Annotated in this window: 20 protein-coding genes; 8 read left to right on the top strand and 12 right to left on the bottom strand. The window is 68.4% G+C overall.

The genetic code is table 11. From position 1 onward, the window contains the following. Position 1: 1 nt before the first annotated feature. Positions 2 to 931: a helix-turn-helix domain-containing GNAT family N-acetyltransferase gene (locus tag VKV57_15235; protein ID HLW61255.1), complete on the bottom strand. Its 930-nt coding sequence runs from the start codon at positions 929 to 931 to the stop codon at positions 2 to 4. 122 nt (positions 932 to 1,053) lie between these two features. Beyond that, on the bottom strand, positions 1,054 to 1,839 hold the full coding sequence (gene nth, locus VKV57_15230; protein HLW61254.1) for an endonuclease III: 786 nt from the start codon (positions 1,837 to 1,839) through the stop codon (positions 1,054 to 1,056). Between the two features lie 184 nt (positions 1,840 to 2,023). On the opposite strand from nth, the gene VKV57_15225 reads away from it, so the two are divergent. Together VKV57_15225 and VKV57_15220 are read left to right on the top strand one after the other, a co-directional pair. Further along, complete coding sequence (locus VKV57_15225) at positions 2,024 to 2,275, top strand: hypothetical protein (protein ID HLW61253.1); 252 nt, start codon at positions 2,024 to 2,026, stop codon at positions 2,273 to 2,275. A gap of 16 nt (positions 2,276 to 2,291) precedes the next feature. Beyond that, positions 2,292 to 2,921, top strand: a complete 630-nt coding sequence (locus tag VKV57_15220) for a lysophospholipid acyltransferase family protein (protein ID HLW61252.1) — start codon at positions 2,292 to 2,294, stop codon at positions 2,919 to 2,921. Between the two features lie 57 nt (positions 2,922 to 2,978). On the opposite strand, the gene VKV57_15215 is transcribed toward VKV57_15220, so the two are convergent. Continuing rightward, positions 2,979 to 3,134, bottom strand: a complete 156-nt coding sequence (locus tag VKV57_15215) for a hypothetical protein (protein HLW61251.1) — start codon at positions 3,132 to 3,134, stop codon at positions 2,979 to 2,981. Positions 3,135 to 3,240: 106 nt separating this feature from the next. On the opposite strand from VKV57_15215, the gene VKV57_15210 reads away from it, so the two are divergent. The 5 genes from VKV57_15210 to VKV57_15190 all read left to right on the top strand — a co-directional run bounded on the left by VKV57_15210 (position 3,241) and on the right by VKV57_15190 (position 9,352). Continuing rightward, on the top strand, positions 3,241 to 5,529 hold the full coding sequence (locus VKV57_15210; GenBank protein ID HLW61250.1) for a xanthine dehydrogenase family protein molybdopterin-binding subunit: 2,289 nt from the start codon (positions 3,241 to 3,243) through the stop codon (positions 5,527 to 5,529). After that, positions 5,526 to 6,431, top strand: coding sequence for an undecaprenyl-diphosphate phosphatase (locus VKV57_15205; protein HLW61249.1), 906 nt, complete (start codon positions 5,526 to 5,528; stop codon positions 6,429 to 6,431). The genes VKV57_15210 and VKV57_15205 overlap by 4 nt, the downstream gene beginning before the upstream one ends. A 148-nt stretch (positions 6,432 to 6,579) precedes the next feature. Then, entirely contained in the window at positions 6,580 to 7,335 is a 756-nt protein-coding gene (locus VKV57_15200; GenBank protein ID HLW61248.1) for a polysaccharide deacetylase, read from the top strand. Between the two features lie 142 nt (positions 7,336 to 7,477). After that, positions 7,478 to 8,611: a membrane dipeptidase gene (locus VKV57_15195; protein HLW61247.1), complete on the top strand. Its 1,134-nt coding sequence runs from the start codon at positions 7,478 to 7,480 to the stop codon at positions 8,609 to 8,611. A 12-nt stretch (positions 8,612 to 8,623) separates the two neighbouring features. After that, positions 8,624 to 9,352 (top strand): YbhB/YbcL family Raf kinase inhibitor-like protein, encoded by a 729-nt coding sequence (locus VKV57_15190; GenBank protein HLW61246.1) that lies wholly within the window; start codon positions 8,624 to 8,626, stop codon positions 9,350 to 9,352. 21 nt (positions 9,353 to 9,373) lie between these two features. On the opposite strand, the gene VKV57_15185 is transcribed toward VKV57_15190, so the two are convergent. From VKV57_15185 to VKV57_15145, 9 genes are all read right to left on the bottom strand, one after another. Then, the gene (locus tag VKV57_15185; GenBank protein HLW61245.1) at positions 9,374 to 10,672 is read right to left on the bottom strand and encodes a CapA family protein; all 1,299 of its coding nucleotides are present in this window, start codon (positions 10,670 to 10,672) and stop codon (positions 9,374 to 9,376) included. Between the two features lie 12 nt (positions 10,673 to 10,684). After that, the gene (locus tag VKV57_15180) at positions 10,685 to 11,530 is read right to left on the bottom strand and encodes an ABC transporter permease (GenBank protein HLW61244.1); all 846 of its coding nucleotides are present in this window, start codon (positions 11,528 to 11,530) and stop codon (positions 10,685 to 10,687) included. 91 nt (positions 11,531 to 11,621) lie between these two features. Continuing rightward, positions 11,622 to 12,563 carry an ABC transporter permease gene (locus tag VKV57_15175; GenBank protein HLW61243.1) on the bottom strand — a complete coding sequence of 314 codons (942 nt, stop codon included), beginning with the start codon at positions 12,561 to 12,563 and terminating at the stop codon, positions 11,622 to 11,624. 28 nt (positions 12,564 to 12,591) lie between these two features. Beyond that, entirely contained in the window at positions 12,592 to 14,160 is a 1,569-nt protein-coding gene (locus VKV57_15170; protein HLW61242.1) for an ABC transporter substrate-binding protein, read from the bottom strand. 105 nt (positions 14,161 to 14,265) lie between these two features. Then, on the bottom strand, positions 14,266 to 15,360 hold the full coding sequence (locus VKV57_15165; protein HLW61241.1) for an SIS domain-containing protein: 1,095 nt from the start codon (positions 15,358 to 15,360) through the stop codon (positions 14,266 to 14,268). A 13-nt stretch (positions 15,361 to 15,373) separates the two neighbouring features. Continuing rightward, on the bottom strand, positions 15,374 to 16,096 hold the full coding sequence (locus VKV57_15160; GenBank protein ID HLW61240.1) for a DUF554 domain-containing protein: 723 nt from the start codon (positions 16,094 to 16,096) through the stop codon (positions 15,374 to 15,376). Positions 16,097 to 16,144: 48 nt separating this feature from the next. Continuing rightward, positions 16,145 to 16,726: a pyridoxal 5'-phosphate synthase glutaminase subunit PdxT gene (gene pdxT, locus VKV57_15155; GenBank protein HLW61239.1), complete on the bottom strand. Its 582-nt coding sequence runs from the start codon at positions 16,724 to 16,726 to the stop codon at positions 16,145 to 16,147. 13 nt (positions 16,727 to 16,739) lie between these two features. Beyond that, the gene (gene pdxS, locus VKV57_15150) at positions 16,740 to 17,624 is read right to left on the bottom strand and encodes a pyridoxal 5'-phosphate synthase lyase subunit PdxS (protein ID HLW61238.1); all 885 of its coding nucleotides are present in this window, start codon (positions 17,622 to 17,624) and stop codon (positions 16,740 to 16,742) included. A 91-nt stretch (positions 17,625 to 17,715) separates the two neighbouring features. Next, positions 17,716 to 18,285, bottom strand: a complete 570-nt coding sequence (locus VKV57_15145; GenBank protein ID HLW61237.1) for an HDIG domain-containing protein — start codon at positions 18,283 to 18,285, stop codon at positions 17,716 to 17,718. A 181-nt stretch (positions 18,286 to 18,466) separates the two neighbouring features. On the opposite strand from VKV57_15145, the gene VKV57_15140 reads away from it, so the two are divergent. Then, positions 18,467 to 20,008, top strand: a complete 1,542-nt coding sequence (locus tag VKV57_15140; protein HLW61236.1) for a PLP-dependent aminotransferase family protein — start codon at positions 18,467 to 18,469, stop codon at positions 20,006 to 20,008. Positions 20,009 to 20,011 lie beyond the last annotated feature (3 nt).

Genomic DNA, 20,011 nt, shown 5'->3' with positions numbered 1-20,011 from the left:
GTCACAACTCCACCTCCCACGTCTCGCCGATCAGATCATGGCCGAAACTGTGGTGCGGCTCCTCGTGGACCAGACGGAACCCGGCCTTTTCATAAATGTGACGGGCGGCCTTCAACACGCTGTTGGTCCACAGCATGACCTTTCGGTACCCCACCCGTCGGGCGAATCGCAGGCATTCGTCAACCAAGCGGACGCCGATGCCCAGCCCGCGTGCCTTCGGCTCGACCAGGAGCAGGCGAAGCTGTCCGACCGTCTTCGAGTGTTTGACCAGGAACACCGAGCCGACGATTTCCCCGTCTTTCTCGGCAATCCAGCAGCGCTCGCGCTTGGGATCATAGTGCTGGATGAACTTTGACGCGATGCCCGCGACCAACGCCTCGAACTGCTCATCCCATTTGTATTCCTGAGCGTACAGCACGCCGTGCCGGTGGATGACCCAGCCCATGTCGCCGGGCTGGTGGGGGCGGAGGAGGTACGCAGCCTTCGACGCGGGGCGGCCTCCGAGAACCTCCTCAATCGCGCGCATCGCCTCGACCAGACGACGTTGGTCGCCCTGATGCAGGCGACTCAACATCGCGCCGATCTGGGCGTGAGCCCGGGCGTGGAGGGGGGTGAAAACGTCGCGCCCGCGCTTGGTCAGCCCGAGGAGGCTCTGCCGGCCATCAACCTCTGAGAGTTCCTTGTCGATCAGGCCGCGCTTTTGGAAGCTCCGCAGGATGCGGCTCAGATATCCGGCATCCAGGCCCAGCTCCCTGGCCAACTCGCTCGCCGTGGCCTCGTCGCGGTGAGCAAGCTCATACAGCACGCGCACCTCGGTCAGGGAAAACGGGCTCTCCAGATATCCGTCGTTCAACACGCCGATCTGCCCGGTGTAGAACCGGTTGAAGCGCCGCACGGCTTCCACGCGCCGGTCGAAGTCCGCCTCGGCCATCGCCGTCCCCCTCGGACCCGCACTACTATACTTGACATTGTTAACTAGTTAGTTGACTTTGTCAATCGATATGCCTTCGCCGAAACGGCGCGTGGGCCCCCGTGGAAGCGCCCCGGACGTGTTCAGGGTACCGAGTCAGAGCGCGGATCAGCCCACCGCGCATAGAAATCGCACGCTCGGCGGGCCGGGCACACCCCGCAGCGGGGCCGGCGGGCCCCGCAGATCTCCCGGCCGTGGCGAACGAGCAAGAGGTGAAACGGCCCGTACCGCTCGCGCCGGATAACCCCCTCGAGCCAGTCGTGCGCGGCCGCCACGGAGAGACCTGCAGGGATGAGCCCGACGCGCCGTCCGACGCGGTAGACGTGGGTGTCGACCGCGAAGGCCGGCCTCCCCAGCCCGAAGATCAGCACGATCGCGGCGGTTTTGGGGCCCACGCCATCGAAACCCTGCAGCCAGGCCTTGGCGCGATCGATGGGCCACCGCCGGAGAAAATCCAGCGAAAGCCTGCCGCGCTCTGCGAGCATGCGCCGCAGGACACCTTGGATGCGCGGCCCTTTGAGGGTGCTCAATCCCGCGACACGGATGGCCTCGATGACGGTTTCCACCGGCGCGTCGCACACCGCCTCCCACGAGGGGAACTTCGCACGCAGCCGCTCGAACGCCCGTCGGCTGTTGACGTCGCTGGTATTTTGGGAAAGGATCGTGTGGACGAGCGTGGAGACCGCATCCCGCCGCGCCCGGGGCTTTGGCCGTCCGTAGTGGGCCTCGAGGATCCGATCGAGACGGGCGGCCTTACGGCGCAAGACGGCGGGAGGACGGCGGAAACCCTCGTTCGTCCGCGCACCGCGTCGAACGGTCCGCTGCGCGGGCACCCTACGTTCGTGCTGCCGTGCGCCCGTGATCGTCATCGGGCCTCCTTCCGTGCCTCGCCGGCGCGCCGGTCCCGGGCGGGATCCGCAACCACAGACATGCGCGTTCCCCGACTCTCACCGCGCCGCCGGTCTCGGAGGATCTGGATCGCCATTGCAAAAATAAGCTACGGGGCGCATCCGACCGGCCGCCTCATGCCCCCCGGCGAAGGGAGCCCGATTCGTGTCCACAGGCGCCGTCGTTTCCGTCCACATCAGGCCGCACGCCGGCGTCGCGCTCGCCCATCTCGTCGGCCGCGAGTTCACCATCGGTCCCATCAGCCTGCGGGGGATCCGTCTGTGCCAGCCGCGCGGGCATCTCGACCACCTCTCGGGTGAAGGGGCACGGGCCGGGCTCGTTCATCGGGGGGGACTCCGGGCCCAGATCCTCACCGGCGGGCTGATCCAGCCAGGGGACCCGGTGGTGACATCGTAGGACCGGGGCCGGCCCGGTGAGGAGCCCAATCGACGGGATCGTGTATCGCGGGCTTCGCGCCGCGGTCCGGGCGCTGGCGGCCGCCCTGTTCCGCCTCAAGGTCACCGGCGTGGAGCGGCTTCCACGCGGAGGGGCGGTGCTCGTCGCCAACCACGAGAGCTGGCTCGACCCCATCATTCTGCCCCTCTCGCTTCCCCGCAAGCCGGCGTTCCTCGCCATGGAAGAGCTGTGGCGAATGCCGGGGGTGGGGGTGGTGATGCGGGCGTACGGTCCGCTGGCCATCCCGCTGCGCCGCGGCGCGGTTGACGCAACGGCGCTCAAGCGCTCCCTGCTGGCATTGAGGAGTGGAGCGCTGTTGATCGTCTTCCCCGAAGGGGGCATCAGCCCCGACGGTCGGCTTCGCCCGTTTCACCAGGGTGCGGCGCTGCTCGCCGCCCGCACTCAGGTGCCGCTCGTCCCGGTCGCGCTCGTGGGAACGGCGGACGCGCTCCCCCTCGGCCGGACACTCCCGCGCCTCCGGCCCATCGCGGTGCGCATCGGTACCCCCATCGCCGTCCCGGGAGCGGAGCGCGCGGACTTGGCGCGCGCGAGCGAGGCCGCGGCGGCGCAGATTGCGGACCTGCACGCGGCCCCGCCGGATCGATAGCGGATGCCGCGGCTAGAACGTCGCGCCGCCGGGCGCCGCTTCGGCCACCGCGGCGACCTAGGTCGCGGGATCCTTGAAGACGCCGAGGGTGTCGAAGACGACGTTATGGATCGCCTGGCCGACCTCCCGCACCTGGCGGAGGTAGACCGCCTGAACGACATTGTGCGTCTCGGGGTCGGCCCCGAGGGCCTGTGCCGTCCGCCGTCGCCGCATTGGCCCCTCCTTCTCCCCAAGAGAGCTCTGCGGAGGCTTCGACGGACCCGGAGGCGAACCTTCCGCAGCAGGGAGTCGCCGCCACCCCCGCTGGGAGGCTTGCCGGATGCCGTACGTGGGTTCCCCCCTGCGCCGGCGCGAGGACCGTTCCTTGCTCAAAGGCGCCGGCCGGTTCGTGGACGACATCCGCCTGGAGGGAATGCTCCACCTCGCGTTCGTCCGATCGCCCCACGCCCACGCCCGTCTCGTGGAGGTAGACGTCCGCGGGGCGCGCGGGGGGCCGGGCGTTGTCGCGATCATCACCGCGGCCGACCTGCCCGCCCCCGTCCCGCGAATCCCAGCCGTGCGCGCGTTTCTGGGACTGGAAAGCGTCGCGCACCCGCTGCTGGCCGATGGGACGGTGCGCTACGTCGGCGAGCCGGTGGCGGCCGTCCTGGCCGAGGACCGGTACACCGCCGAAGACGCCGCGGAACACGTGCGCGTCGCCTACGAGGTGCTTCCCGCGGTCATGGATCCGGCAGACGCCCTCGCTCCGGAAGCTCCCGTGTTGCACCACGGCCGCGCGTCGAACCTGGTCTTCACCTCCACGGTGTCCGGCGGCGATCCGGACGAAGCGTTCCGCGGTGCGGCGGTCGTGGTCGAGGCGACGCTGGAGCAGCCCCGGTTGGCCGCGGTCCCCATGGAATGCCGGGGCGTCGTGGCCGCTTACGATCCGGGCGCCGATCGCGTCGAGATCTGGCTCTCCACCCAAATACCGCACGGCGCCCGCGCCACCATCGCGGCGATCCTCAACCTCCCCCGGGACCGCGTCCGCGTGGTCGCGCCCGAGGTCGGAGGCGGCTTCGGCGCGAAGGGCAGCGTCTATCCGGAAGAGGTTCTGGCGGCCCTCCTGGCCCGCTGCCACACCCGCCCGGTGAAGTGGGCGGAGGATCGCCTGGAGAACCTCCGGACGATGACCCAGGGACGCGGGCAGCGCGCGCGCATCCGCGCCGCGGCCGCCGGGGACGGCACGGTGATGGCGGTGGACGCCGATGTCCTCGCCGACCTGGGCGCCTACTGCTTATCGGTCACCGCCTCGATCCCGGCCCAGACACCACTGGTCGGGCTCGGCGCCTATCGAATCGCGCACGTCCGCTACCGCGTGCGCGGGGTCGCGACGACGAAGGCTCCCACCGGTCCCTACCGGGGAGCGGGGCGTCCCGAAGCAGCCTACTACATCGAGCGGATCATGGATCTCGTGGCGGAGCGGGTGGGGCTCGACCCGGCCGAGCTGCGCCGCCGGAACTTCATCACCGCCTTCCCCCACACGAGTGCGGCCGGCCTTGTCCACGACTCTGGGAACTACCCCGCCCTGCTCGACCGAGCCCTTGCACTCGCAGGGTACGAACACTGGCGAGCCGAGCAGGCGCGGCGGCGCCGCCTGGGGGGACGCCCCATCGGGGTCGGCCTCAGCACGTGGGTCGAGGTCGCCGGCGGCGGCGAACTGTGGGAGAGCGGCGTGGTCCAACTGGATCCCAGCGGCGGCATCACCGTGCTCACGGGTTCCTCTCCGCACGGGCAGGGGCTCGAAACCGCGTTCAGCCAGATTGCTGCGGATGCGCTCGGGGTCTCCCCCGAGCGTGTGGCGGTCGTGCACGGGGACACGGACGCGATCCCCGCGGGGGTCGGCACCTACGGCAGCCGCTCGCTCTCGATCGGGGGGTCTGCCGTGGCCGTGGCGGCCGCCGAACTACGGGGGAAGATCCTCGCGGCCGCCGCGGCCCTCCTCGAAGCCGCCCCACACGACGTCGTCCTCTCCGATGGAACCGCCGCGGTCCGGGGTGCCCCCACGCGGGCGATCACCCTCGCCGAAGTCGCCCGGACGGGAAGCCTGCACCCTCCCGGGGCGGAGGCGCGGGGTATCGAGAGCGCGACCCGGTTTGCGCTCGCACGCCCGACGGTCCCGTCGGGCGCGCACGTCGCCGTCGTCGAGGTCGATCGGGACACCGGCCAGGTCGAGGTACTCCGGTACGCCGCCGTGGATGACTGCGGGCGGGTGGTCAACCCCCTGCTGGTCGAAGGCCAGGTCCACGGCAGCCTCGCGCAGGGCCTGGCCCAGGCGCAGTTCGAGCATGTCGTCTACGGTGACGACGGCCAGATCCTCACAGCATCGCTCCTCGACTACGCTGTGCCCAGCGCGGCCGACCTGCCGGAGTTCGTTTCGGAATCCGTCGAGTCGCCCTCCCCGCTCAACCCCTTGGGCGCCAAGGGGATTGGCGAGTCGGGGACGATCGGGGCGCCCCCGGCGTTCGCGAACGCGGTCGAGGACGCGCTGCGGCCGCGCCGCAGCGGTGCGCTCAATCTGCCGCTGAGCCCCGACCGGGTTTGGCGGATGCTTCAAGGAGATCCCCAATGACGCCGCTCCCGCCCATCCCCTGCAGCGAAACGGCCCAGGTCAATACGAGCTTCACCCAGCTCGGGCCGGTGCGAATCATCGTGCTGGGCATCGTGCAGGGGATCACCGAACTGCTCCCCATCAGCAGCACGGCGCACCTCCGTGTCATTCCCAGCCTGCTGGGGTGGCCGGACCCCGGGTCGGCCTTCTCCGCGGCGATGCAGCTGGCCAGCCTGCTCGCCGTCGCGATCTTCCTCGGGGGCGACGCCCTCCGCATTGCGGGCCGGGCGGCGACCGCCGCGAAGCGCGGGGACTGGCGGGATCATTCGCTCCAGATGACGGTGGGGATCCTGATCGGGACGCTGCCGATCGCCATCGCCGGGCTCGCCCTGAAGAAGACACTTGAGGGGTGCGCCTCCCCCCTGAGGGGCCTCGTCGTGATCGGATGGGCATGCGTGATTATGGGCATCCTCTTGGCGCTCGCGGAGCGTTACGGGCAGCGCAAAACCGGTCAAGCCAAACGGGTGTGGGCCGATCTGACCCTCCGGGACTGCCTCTCGGTCGGGATCGCCCAGGCGTTCGCCCTCGTGCCCGGGGTGTCTCGGTCGGGCTCCACCTTGACCACCGGGCTGGCGCTGGGGATGGAGCGCGCCACGGCCGCGTGGTTCTCATTCCTGTTGGGGCTGCCCGCCATCGTGCTGGCCGGCCTGGTCGAATTGATGGCCCTCCGGAAGGCGGGGCTCCACGCGCATGGGTGGGCGCTGCTGGCACTTGGCCTGGCGTCCGGCAGCGCCTCCGCGTACTTCGCCCTGTGGGCGCTGGTGCGCTATCTGAAAGCGCACACGACCTGGGTTTTCGTCTGGTACCGGATCCTGCTGGGGGTCCTGCTGTTGTGGGGGGCCGCCCGGGGGGCGTTCCGCTGATGCGCGTCCCACGAGGCGCGGGCGAACTCCCGCGCCGTCCGGAGGGGGACCGGCGATAAAGGAGGGATGGACGACGCGCTATCGCTGGCCCGACGGACACCGCTGCGCCGTCGCGCTGTGCTTTGACGCCGATGCCGAAGCGGCGCACGTGTTCCGGAACCCGGAGAAGGCGCAACGCCAACTCGCAGACATGGAGGAGCGCCGATTCGGACCCCGGACGGGGATTCCCCGGATTCTGCGCCTCCTGGATCGGTACGGACTGCGGGGGACCTTCTATGTCCCCGGATACACCATCGTGCACCACCCGGAAGCGATCCGGTCGATTCGCGACGCGGGCCACGAACTCGGCGCTCACGGCAACGTGCACGAGACCCTGGACACCCTGGATGCCGCTCAAGAAAAACGGGTGCTGGAGGACCAACTCGAGATCTGGCAATCGCAGCTCAGCATCCGACCGACGGGGTATCGGTCGCCGTCGTGGGAGCTGAACGTCGGGACGCCGATGCTCCTCAAGCAGCACGGATTCACCTATGACAGTTCTCTGATGGGGGACGACATTCCCTACGACCTGGAGACCCCCGCCGGCCCGCTGGTGGAGGTTCCCGTCCAGTGGCTGCTCGACGATGCGCCCTTCTACCGGCACGTCTATGGCTCGAGCAATGGCATCGCCGATCCCGATCGCGTCATCCGCCTGTGGGCACAAGAGTTCGACGGTCTGGTCGACGAAAACGGCTGCTTCGTGCTCACCATGCATCCCTGGATCTCGGGGCGGGCCGGGCGGCTCAGGGGATTGGAGCAACTCATCCGCCACATCCGGGGCACGCCGGGGGTCTGGTGGGCCACGGTGGGGGAGATCGCGGAGTGGGCCGCGGCGCAGCGCCACGGAAACCCGGAGCGGGAATGAACGGCAGGGCGCAGCGGACCGTGGACCCGTGTCCGGGCCCCGGTCCAGCGGGACGGTGCCGAAGCGCATCCCGGAGGAATGACCGCGTCCCTCGCGGTCGAGGGTGCCCGCTCCACCGTCAAAGCGCAGGGGGGAGCACGCCATGCTGATCGTCGACAGCCATCTCGACCTCTCGATGAACGCGCTGCAGTGGAACCGTGACCTGCTCGCCTCCGCCTATACGATTCGCGCGCAGGAAAACTACACCCCGGGCAAGGGGCGCGGCGTGGGAACGGTCGCGTTCCCCGAGATGCGCCGGGGGCGGATCGCGCTCGCCTTCGCCACGCTCATCGCCCGATCAACCGGCCGCCCGGTGCCGCACATCGACTACCCGACCCCGGCGCAGGCCTACGGGATCGCCAAGGGGCAGCTCGCCTTCTACCGCGCGCTCGAACGCCAGGGGCACATCCGCATCATCGACGATGCCGCACGGCTCGAGGCGCACATCGCGGAGTGGGCGGCGTGGGACGCCGCGCACCCCGGCGACGCCCCCGAGCCGACGCCGCCGCTGGGATTCGTCATCGCGATGGAGGGGGCGGACCCCATCCTGGAGCCGGCGCAACTCGAGGAATGGGAGCGAGGGGGCCTGCGCCTCCTCGGCCCCACCCACTACGGCCCGGGCCGGTACGCGGGGGGGACCGGCACGGAAGAGGGCCTCACGGAGCTCGGAGCGCCGCTCCTGGCGGAGATGGCGCGGTGCGGGGTGATCCTCGACCTCACGCACTGTTCCGACCAGGCGTTCTGGGCGGCACTGGAGCGGTATTCCGGGCCGGTCCACGCCAGCCACAACAACTGCCGCGCCCTGGTGCCGCATCAGCGGCAGTTTTCGGACGAGCAGATCAGCGCGATCGTCAAGCGCGGGGGCGTGATCGGCGTCGCCATGGACTGCTGGATGATCGTCCCCGGATGGCGCCACGGCGACGACAACCGCCGCGTCACGCTGGCCGACGTCGTGCACCACATCGATCACATCTGCCAGCTGGCCGGCAGCTGCGCCCACGCGGCGATCGGCACCGATCTCGACGGCGGGTTCGGCCGCGAGGGCTCCCCCCACGACCTGGACACGATCGCGGACCTTCAGCGGCTCGTGGGGCTGCTCGAGCGACAGGGATACCCCCCGCGCGACATCGAAGCGATCATGCACGGCAACTGGCTGAGATTCCTGCGCGACGCCTGGAGGCACCGGCCGGGGCCGGCCGCGGTCTCGCCGGCGAAGACGGTGAGCACACGGGGATGAGGGAGACGGGGAATGGCCCACATCAGGCACGGGATCCGGGGAATCGCACTCCTGGCGGTCTGTGCCGGGCTCGCCGCTCCGGCAGCGGGGGCCGGGACGCTCACGGTCTCCGTCGGCGGCGTCAAACCTGACGGCCCGATCCCCCGCGAGTTTGCGTTCTGCGCCCGAGCCAGGCAAGGCCACGTGACCTTCGCCGGCAACAGGAATCCCGCGATCAGCTGGTCGGGGGCCCCTGCGGGCACGAAGTCCTACGCCATCATTGTCGTTGACCCCGACGTTCCGTCGGTCTTCACCGACGCCAACGTCGAAGGCAAGGTCCTCCCCGCCACACTGAAGCGCATGGACTTCTATCACTGGGTGCTGGTGGACATCGCTTCGGGCACCACCGCCCTGCCCGCGGGGGCCGATTCCAACGGGATCACCCCTCGCGGCAAGAAGGCCGGGCCGGCCAAGTTCGGCGTCCGCGGCATCAACGACTACACCAAGGGCTTCGCCGGAGATCCAAAGATGGAGGGGGACTACGGCGGCTACGACGGCCCGTGCCCACCGTGGAACGATGAGATCGTGCACCACTATCACTTCGCCGTCTACGCCCTCGACGTCGCCAAGCTCGACCTGCCGGGAAAGTTTACCGGGCCCGAGGCGCTCAAGGCGATGACGGGCCACATCGTGGCGCAGGGCGAGGTGATCGGCCTGTACGCAACCAACCCCGACGTCGCCGCGAAGTGGGGAATCCCGTAGCGGCCGCTTCCCCCCTGCCGCCTACCACCGGACCTGGCCAAACCCTTCGCCCGTCCACGCGATCCGGACCGCGGGCGAGAGTCGACCCACCCGTTCGATGATCGCCCTGCCCGCCGGCTCCGCGGCCCGAACCGGGATCCCCCGCTGCGGCCGGGGAAGCCCGTGGCCGAGGGTGATCGGGTATAGCCGCACCTCCTCGAGCTCCTCCCGTCCGAACCGACAGATTGGGAGGATCGACTCCCAGTAGAGCGGATCGGCGGCGAACCCCCCCCGGGCCCCCCGGGCGTCGAACGCGTCCGCCGGCGTCGCCTCGGGCCCCAACCCCAACCGCTCGTAGAAGTCGGCGGGCTGGCGCTCGACGGTTTCGTTCTGAAAGATATAATTGCCGAGGCTGTAGAAGATCGGCTTCCCGCGGTACACTTCCATTCCCCGAAGCAGATGAGGCCCGTGGCCGAAGACCACGTCCGCCCCCGCCTCCACGGCCTGGCGGCAGAAGATCGGGACGAACTCCGCCGGCTCCTCGCGGTTGCCGCTGCGCATCTCGTGCGCGTGGACGCTGACGATCACCCAATCCGCCTGTCTCCGGGCGTCCCGGATCCACGTGAGGTTTCCCGCCAGGTCGGCGGGGTGCGGCTCGGTCCGGACCCCGGGTGGGTCCCCCAGGCGGAATCTCCGGTCGAAGTACGTCGCGATGCCGGGGGGATCGGGCCGCTCGAAGCCCAACCGAATGCGCAGGTCGCGGGTGGCCCCCAGGCCCAGGCGGCGGTGGAGGTCCGCCAGCTGGGCAAGCGTCGCGGCATCGACGTTGACGGTCTCCAGGAACCTCAGGGGGTTGACCCCCGGGCGCCCCCGGCAGTCCGGGCGCTGCTCCCCCGCCGGCGAGTGGGGAGGGAAGGTGCTCGTCGTCGCCAGGAGGGCGACCCGGCCGGCGCCGGTCTCGAGGTAGCGGGGAGCACGCGCGTCCTGGAGGTGCTGCCCGATCCCGGCGTACACGACCCCCGCCCGATCCAGGGTCTCCATCGTGGCGAAGAGACCCCCCTCCCCCCAGTCCCCCATGTGGTTGTTGGCGGCCGCGTAGAGGTTGAAGCCCATCGCTTTGAGGTCATCGATGCATCGAGGATGCCCGCAGACGTAGGTTCCCCCGCTCACCGCCTGGGGCGTCCCCCGAAACTCGTGCAGCGTCCCCTCCAGGTTCGTGAATCGCACGTCCGCCGGCCGAAGGAGCTCCATCAGCGCCTGCGACCCCGGATGCCGCGTCGGGGCGACTCGCATCGTCATCAGTGAGTCCCCGGTCGCGGCAATCGTCAGTGGACGGACCACCTCCGCACCTCCCTATCCGAGTCCCCGCCCGGCCACCGCGTGCGGATCGGCGAGATCCCGCACGGCGTCGCCGATCAGGTTAAGCGAGAGCACGGTCACCACGATGGCGATGCCCGGAAAGACGATGAACCATGGCGCGAGGGCCACGAAGACATGCGCTTCGTCCAGCATGTTCCCCCAGGTCGGTGTCGGCGGCTTGACCCCCAACCCCAGGAAGGACAGCGCGGCGTCCGCGAGGATCGCTTCCGCGAAGACGAACGTCGACTGCACGATCAGCGGGGGAAGCGCGTTCCTCAGGATGTGGCCGGCCAGGATCCTCGCGTCTCCCTCGCCGAGCGCCACCGCCGCCTCGACGAAGGTGCGCCCCTTCAACTGCAGGGTGGACGCGCGCACGATCCGGGCCGTCCGCGGAAAGTACACGAGAGCGATCGCCAGCACTTCGTTGCGCGCGCCGACGCCGAGCGCCGCGACCAGGGCGATCGCGAGCAGGATCGCGGGAAAGGCCATCAGCCCGTCGAGGATCCGGGTCAGCACGTCGTCCAGCCTCCTGTAGTACCCCACGATCAGGCCGACCCCCGTCCCGGCCGCCGTGCTCAGTGCCATGACCGCGAGCCCGATGGGCAGCGAGACCCGCCCGCTGTAGACGACCCGGGCGAGCACGTCGCGCCCGAAGTTGTCGGTCCCCAGCGGGTGGCCCGGAGCGGGCGCGAGCAGCCGGTGGGCCATGTCGATCCGGTCGGGGGCGGGCAGCCCGAGCCAGGGAGCGATCAGGGCGGCGAGGGTGATTCCCCCCAGCACGATGCACGCGACGAGCGCGATCGGGCGGCGGCGGGCGAGCAGCCTCAGGAATCGCGCCATTCCGATTCGCCCCCCCCGGCGCAAATCGGCGCACCGGAGCGCGGCGCGCGATCCCGCCGTGCGGTGCGCTGGACCGGAGGCGCACATGCGGCTAGTAGCGAATCCGCGGGTCGATGACTGCGTAGAGCAAATCGACCGTCAGGTTGACCAGCACGTACACAACCGCCACGAGCAGGATCACGCCTTCGATAACCGGGTAGTCGCGCCGGCTGATGGACTGGATGACGAGGTTGCCGATCCCCGGCATGACGAACACCGACTCCACCACCACGGCACCCGACAGCAGGTTGGCCAGGCTCGTGCCCACCACCGTCACGGTGGGGATCAGGGCGTTGCGCAGCGCATGCTTCACCAAGATCGGCGCCTCGCCCACCCCTTTGCCCCGCGCCGTGCGGATGTAGTCCTCGTCGAGCACGTCGATGGTGGAATCGCGCGCCATGCGGGCGATCAATCCGGCCTGGGTGAAGGCCAGCGCCACCGCCGGGAGGACGAGGTGCCGGAGCCACGGCCCGACGCCGCTCAGGAGCGGTTCATACCCGGCGACGGGCAGCCAACGGGCCGCCACGGCGAACACCGCGATGAGGTTCAACCCCATCCAGAACGACGGAATGGACACGCCGAGCAGCACCACGGTCATGAACATCTGATCGAACCGGCTGTTGCGCTTCCACGCCGCGAGGACGCCCGATGGGATGGCCACAGCGATGGCGAGGGTCTCCGCCAGGACCGTCAAGCCGACCGTCGGGCCGAGGTGCTCCCAAATAGATCGGGTGACGGCCTCGCGGAGGAAGATCGATTCTCCCAGGTTGCCGTGCAGCAGTCGGCCGAACCACAGCACGAGTTGGACGTAGAGCGGCCGGTCGAGCCCCAGCGCGTGCCGGAGCTGTTCCACCTGGGCCGCGCCGGCATCCGGCCCCAGGATCACCGAAGCCGGATCGCCGGGGATCAGGTGGAGGAGCAGAAACGCCGTGACGCCAACCACCAGCAGCACCGGCACGAGCGCGGCGAGGCGAACGGCTATGTACTGCGACACGCCCCCGCCCCCGGCAGGCTGCCCCCGGCTACCGCGTCACCCACGTGTTCCAGAACCGGACGTCGAAGTAGCCCGAGTACCCGTGGAGACGATCGCCGTACACCTCCAGGCCGTACTCGTTCCCGATCTTCGCCACGGGCACTTCCTTGTAGAACGTGGCCTGGATCTGGTCCATCAGCGCCTTGCGCGCGGCCGCGTCGGTGAGCGGGGTCTCGCCCCACTTGCCCAGCAGCTCCTCCATCGCCGGGCTCTTGTAGAACCCCGGCCAGGTGCTGGAGAAGAAGATCACCGCCGTGGGATCGAACGACGGCGAGAACCCCGTCATGAAGATGTCCCACCCTTCCGGCTTCGCCCGCCGACTCAAGAGCGTCGGCCAGTCGTAGACCTGCTCGTCGACGTTCAGGCCGACGGCCTGGAGTTCGGGAACGAGCACCTGCGTCAGGTTGTAGTTCCACGTGTAGTCTTTCGTCATCATGACGGCGATCTTCTGGCCCGCGTAGCCGGCCTCTTTCAACAACCCTTTCGCCTTCTCGAGGTTTTGTCGGTTGTAGACGTCCTTCCCGACAACCGAGTAGAGCGCCCTCTGTTCGGGGAAAAACAGTCCGGGATCCAGCGTCCAGAATTCGTGTGGGCCTTCGGCCGCCATGAGATCGGCCGGCTTGATCGCGTCCATCACCGCCTGGCGCATCCGTACGTCGCCGAACGGTGCCCGCGCCTTGTTGAACACGATGGCGCGCCAGGTAAAGACCTTGACGATAGAGGCCGTCAGGTGTGGATTGGCTTTGACCTGCGAGAAGAAATCGGGCTGCAGCTCCAAGGCCAGATCGTACTGTCCGGTGGAGACCCCGTCGAACCTCACCTGGTCGTCCCGCACGGGGAGGAAGTCGATCTCATCCGCGTACGCGACCTTCTTGCCCGTTAACCCGCCCCACTCCTCGGTGCGCGAGGCATAGTTGGGGTTGCGCACCAGGACGATTTCGTGGCCTGGATCCCACCGCTTGAACATGTAGGGACCCGTCCCGATGTACTCTTTGACCGGCTTGAGCCCGCTCGACTCGGCCAGGCTCGCCGGCATGATGATCGCGGCCTCTTTCGGATCCGCGATGTTGGCGATCAGTGGGGTGAAGATCCGGCTCAACTCGATCTCGATGGTGGCCGGATCCACCTTGGTGACCTGCTTGACGAATCGGAACGTCTCGCGGCCGCCACCGCTCATCTTGCCCCAGCGCTCAAGCGATGCGACGACATCGTCGGCGGTCATCGGCTGCCCGGTGTGAAAGGTGACGCCCTTGCGCAGGCGGACGGTGTAGTGGAGGCCGTCGGCGCTGACCGAGTAGCCCTCAGCCAGCATCGGCCTCACTTCATAGTTCTTGTCCAGAGCGAACAAGGTCTCGTAGATGTGCCAGGCGACGAGGCGGGTCGCCGTCGCCGTCGAGGCTGTCCAATCGAGGGTCCCCGGCTCCGCGTTCGTGGCGATGTGGAGCACGCCCCCGCGGACCGGGCCGGCGCCGTGCACCCGATCGCCCATCCCGAACAGCAGCAGGGCCGCCCCCGCCACGAAGGTGCAGATCCGCAACCCAAACCGGCCGGCGCGCATGGGCCCACGCTCCTCTCCGCTGCGTCCTCCCAGTTCCACTTCGGGGGGACGGGGCCCGGCCCCTCGCCACAGCGAGGCGCGGGAGGACGGCGCCCCCGCGCCGATCTACAGCCGCACCCGGGCGCGGGCGTGGGCGAACCGGGGATCGTCGAGGCGGAACACATCGGGGTTCGTGCCCCGCACGAGCGCCAGGGCGTAACTGAAGAGCTGCAGCGGCACGAGGCAGGTCAACGCGGTAAAGGGCTCCGGGACCGCCGGCACGACACACCATCCGGCCGCCCCCGCCTGCAGGGCGGTCGGCGTCCCGTCGCTCACCACCACGTAGGCCGCTCCGATGTCCGTCACCATGCCGGCGAATTCCAAGAGACGCGGCTGCGCCGCACCGGCCGGTGCGATCAAGACGAAGAGATCCTCCGGCTCCGTGCACTGAAACGGCCCGTGGAGCATCGCTTCGATCGCCAGACCCTCGGCCTGCAGGTAGGCGGCCTCTTTGATCTTCAGCGCGATCTCGGTCGCGGTGATCGCCCCCGGCCCACCGCCGACCACCCAGATCCGGCGGCGCCCGGCGTGCGCGCGCGCCCACTCGGCCATCTGGGCTTCGGTCACCAGTGCGACACCAAGCACCCCCGGGATCCGTTCGGACAGCTCGGGGTCCGGCAGCGGGCGCGCCCCCGTGCGGTGACGCCCGAGATGGGCCGCAATGAGGGCGAGCGTGCCGATCGAGCCCACATAACTCACCGTGTGGGTCGACGACTGCTCCTGGGGAACTGTCTCGAAGACGACGTCGGTCGCGGGCCGCTGATCCACGTTTCCCTCGCCCGTCACCAGGGCCGTGCGGCATCCCGCCTCCCGCGCGCGCGCCAGCGACCGGGCGGTGTAATCTTTGTTACCGCGGTGGCTGATCCCGATCACCGCATCCTTCACCGTGAGGCGCGGCCCGTACAGCGCAAAATCAAACGAGTGGTGGGCAGACACCGGCAGGTCCCCACCGTAGGCCCGTACGAGATGCTCCCCGACAAGCGCGGCATGATGCGAGGTCCCAATTCCTACCACGAAGAGGCGGTCGCAGTCACCCGCGGCAGCGGCAAAGCGTCCCGCCGCGGCGCCGCCTCGGGCGACGACCCGGGCAAACGTCTCGGGTTGTCGCTGCATCGCCTCGTACATGTGGAACGGATGTTTCGTCCTGGTCTCCTGAGTCACGGGCGACCTCCCTTCAGTGAAACGGCCAGACACTCCTGACAAAAGGGGCGAGGTGCGGGATGAGCGCGGTCAGCAGAGGTGCGATCACCAAGGCCGGGAGCATGTTGCCCACCCTGATCATCTGGAGGCGCAGGATGTTCAGCCCGATCCCGACCACCAGCACCCCCCCGGTGGCCGTGAACTCCCGGGTGACGTCCGCGGTCATCAGGGTGTGCGCGGCCGAGGCGAGGAGCGTCAGTGCCCCCTGGTAGACAAGGATCACCCCTCCCGCCAGCATCACGCCGGCGCCGAGTCCTGCCCCGATCGCGATTGACGATACGCCGTCCATCAACGTCTTGGTGTACAGCAGCACCGGGGGCTGTCCCAGCCCGGCCTGGATGCTCCCGAGAATCGTGAGCGGTCCTACGCAGAAGAGCAACGAACCGGTCATGAACGCCCTGGCGACGGTGCTCCCCCCGGCCTTCACCCCCAGCCGCCCTTGGGCCCACCGCCCGACCGCCTCTAGTCCCGCCTCGAGCCGCAGCGCTTCCCCGATCACCGCGCCGGCGGTGAGGGTAAGGATCATCAGGAGGATATTGCGCGTCCCAAGCGCCATGCTCACCCCGATGACCAGGCTCGCCAGCCCCACCGCCTGCATGACGGTCTCGCGCATCGCCCGCGGGATGCGATTGCCGATGGAGGCCCCGAGTCCTCCGCCGATCAGCACCACCACGGCGTTGACGAGGGTGGCGTGCATGCCCCTACCGCGGAGAACGCGCCGCGTGTGCGGTGGTCGCTGCGATGCTCACGCCGCCGCGCGAATCGTCTCGATGAAGTACCGATGCACCCGGTCGTCGGGGGCCAACTCGGGATGAAACGAGGACACCAGCAGTCGGCCTTCGCGGACGAGCACCGGCCGGCTCCCGTACCGGGCAAGAACCTCCACCCCCGCCCCCACCCGATCGATGACGGGGGCCCGAATAAAGACCCCCCGGAGCGGAGGCGGCCCGAGCACCGGGATCTCAAGAGGCGCCTCGAACGAGTCGACCTGCCGCCCGTAAGCGTTGCGGGTGACGGTAATATCCATCAGCCGCAAAAGGGCCGGCTCTCCCCCTGCGGCGCGCCGCGCCAGAAGGATCATCCCCGCACACGTTCCGTAGACGCCCATCCCGCGCTCGACCCGCTCCGGGATCGCCCGGTCCAACCCGTAGCGAACCATCAGCTTCCCGATTGTCGTGGACTCCCCCCCGGGCAGGATAAGCCCGTCCACCCCATCGAGATCCCCCGGAACCCGAACCTCCACCTCCTCCACCGCGAGGCGCCGGAGGATGACCCGGTGCTCAACCACGTCCCCTTGAATTGCCAGCACGCCGATCCTCATCGTCATCGCCCGCCGACTACTACCACCCGCGCGTCTGCAGCAACTCTCCTTCGGGGAGCTTACGGATATCCAGCCCATGCATCGCCTCGCCAATGCCCTCCGACACGCGCGCAATCACGTCCGGGTCGTTAAAATGCGTCGTCGCCTCGACGATCGCCTTGGCCCGCTTGGCCGGTTCCTTCGACTTGTAGATGCCCGACCCGACAAAGTTCCCGTCGCACCCGAGTTGCATCATCAGCGCGGCGTCCGCCGGCGTGGCGATCCCTCCCGCAGAGAAGTTCACCACCGGCAGCCGACCGAGCGCCCGGGTTTCCAGGATCAGATCGTACGGGGCGCCCAACTCCTTTGCCACCGTCATCAACTCCTCTTCCGGAGTGGCCTGCAGCTGGCGAATGCCGTCCATCACCGCGCGCATGTGACGCACTGCCTCCACCACGTTGCCGGTCCCCGCCTCGCCCTTGGTGCGGATCATCGCCGCCCCCTCGCCGATCCTGCGCAGCGCCTCCCCCAAGTCCCGGCAGCCGCAGACAAACGGCACCTTGAACAGGTGCTTGTTGACGTGATACCGCTCGTCCGCGGGGGTGAGAACTTCGCTCTCGTCAATGAAGTCCACGCCGAGGGCCTCCAGCACACGGGCCTCCACGAAGTGCCCGATCCGCACCTTGGCCATCACGGGGATCGTGACGGTCTCCATGATCTCCTTGATCTTGAGGGGATCCGCCATCCGGGCGACGCCGCCTTCGGCGCGGATGTCGGCGGGCACCCGTTCCAGCGCCATCACCGCACACGCCCCCGCGTCTTCTGCGATCTTTGCCTGCTCCGCGGTCGTGACGTCCATGATCACGCCGCCTTTTAGCATCTGAGCCAACCCGCGCTTTAGCTTGATCGTACCGACATCCGCCATCTCCGCGCCTCCCATCTCAAATCTCCCATACCCAGATCCTGCCCGTTTGGTGCGAGCGTCGCACCGCCAGGTCCGCTCAGCAACCGTTCACCTACCGACCCCCGCCGTCCAGGTCCAGCTCGGGGGCGATGCCCTGCAGAGCCGTGATCACGGCGGCAATGTGCTGCTCGAGCGGCACCCCCAGTTCCTCAGCGCCCCCGACGATATCCTCACGCCGGACGCCCCTTGCGAACGCCTTGTCTTTCATCTTCCTCCGCACCGACGCGACATCCACCTCCGCCAACGACTTGGTCGGCTTGACCAGCGCCACGGCGATGACAAAGCCGCTTAACTCGTCGGCGGCGAACAGCGTCCGCTCCATCCGGGTCTCGCGCGGAACCCCGCTGTACCCGGCATGGGAGAGGATCGCCCGGCACAACGACTCGTCGAGTCCCCGCTCCCGCAGCCAGCCCGCCCCAACAAACGGATGTCCCGCCTCCTGGGACGGGTGTTCCTCATAGTCGATGTCGTGCAGCAGCCCGACAAGACCCCAGGTCTCCACGTCCTCCCCAAACCTGAGCGCGTAGGCACGCATCACGGCTTCGACGGCCATCATGTGCTTCAGCAGGTTCGGGCTCTTTGTGTGCTCGTTCAGGATCCCCAAAGCTTCATCCCGCGTCATCACTTCGACCTCTTCGAGACCGTAATCACCGACTTCTATCTATAGTATTTAGTAACATCCGTTGACTTATAGCCGCATTATGGGTAATGTGATTATACGTTCGCCCAGCTATTTGTCAATATACGCGTATAGTATCTAGATACTGATAGATACAGGGAGTCCACATCAGAAAGGAAGCCAGGTGGATATAAGCCTGAACCGCGGTTCGGACACCCCTCTCTACCGACAACTCCACGGGGCCCTCGCCGATCGCATCGGGACGGGGGATCTCGCCCCGGGATTTCGCCTCCCATCGGTTCGAGGCCTGGCAAAAGTGCTCGGGGTCAGCCCGATTACGGTCGTGCAGGCCTACAACGCCCTGGCCGCGGACGGCCTCATCCACGCTTCCGCCGGACGGGGAACCTTCGTTAGAGTTGCCCCCGCAGAGGCGGTTTTTCAATCAGAGGGCCGCCATCACGAATCTTCCGCCTTAGCGGCGCAGCGGGACGACGAATGGCAGTCCTCAATGCCGGTGTACTTGCGGGCTCCCAGGATCGCCGCAATGCAGTCGCTGCTTCGGCCCGGCCGTCGGCCCGGCATGATCTCCCTTGCCGCGGGCACGCCCGATCCCAAGCTCTTTCCGTTGCGGGCCCTGGGCCGCCTCTGGAGTCGGGTGATGGCCCTCGACGATCCGAGGTTTCTGCAGTACGGGACGCCCCAAGGCGACTACCACCTGCGGACCTGGATCGCTGAACATTGCTCCGCCATGGGCATCGCGGCGCGGCCGGAGGACATCCTGATCACGTCCGGGTCGCAGCAGGCCATCGATCTCATCGCGCGTACGCTGGTCGGACCCGGAGACTATGTCCTCGTCGAGAGCCCGACTTTTATCACCGCGCTGGACATCCTAGAAGGCCGCGGGGCCAAGCTCCTGGGGGTCCCGATAGACGCGGAGGGCCCGCAGATCGATGTCGCCGCCTCCCTGATCGAGCGGTACCGGCCCCGGCTGATGTACACGATCCCGACGGCGCACAATCCAACGGGCGTAACCATGAGTGAGGGGCGGCGCCGCCAGCTGGCCGCCCTCGCGCGCCGTCACAACTTGCTGATCTTGGAAGACGACAGCTGCAGCGAGTTCACCTACGAGGGGGAGGTCCCAGCGGCGATCAAAGCCTTTGACGCCGGAGGGCATGTGGCTCTTGTCGTGAGCTTCTCCAAAACCGTGATACCCGGCCTTAGGGTCGGGTGCGTCGTGGCCCAAGGTCCGCTCTTGGCTCGGCTCATCGAGTCCAAGTCCGTCGCAGACCGGTTCACGTCCCCGCTGATCCAGCGAACCCTGTGGCGGTACCTCTGTGCACCCCAGTACGCAAAGGACCTAGCGGTGGCACGGGATACGTATCGGCGGAGGCGGGATGCACTGCTAAGGGCACTGGAGCACGCGATGCCGGAGGGGGTGGGTTGGACCCACCCCACGGCGGGGTTTAACGTCTGGATCCATCTTCCCGATGGGGTATCTGCATCCGATGCCTTCGAGGAAGGCCTCAAGGAGGGGGTAGCCTGTGCCATGGGCGACCTATTCCTGCCGCACGTCCCGCCGCCAGCGGGACTTCGCATCTCGTTTGCGGATAATCCAGAAGAGGTGGCCGGAGAGGGTATCAGACGGCTTGCGAGGGCAATTACCCGGCTTCTTTCCACGGCCGTCCGAGACGAACATGATGCCGGTGAGTTCGTTACGTCCGTGTAATCT

It is taken from the genome of bacterium (assembly GCA_035307765.1).
Taxonomy (GTDB): Bacteria; Sysuimicrobiota; Sysuimicrobiia; order Sysuimicrobiales; family Segetimicrobiaceae; genus Segetimicrobium.
Note: the sequence above shows the minus strand (reverse complement) of the source record. Positions and strands in the feature narration are given on the sequence as shown.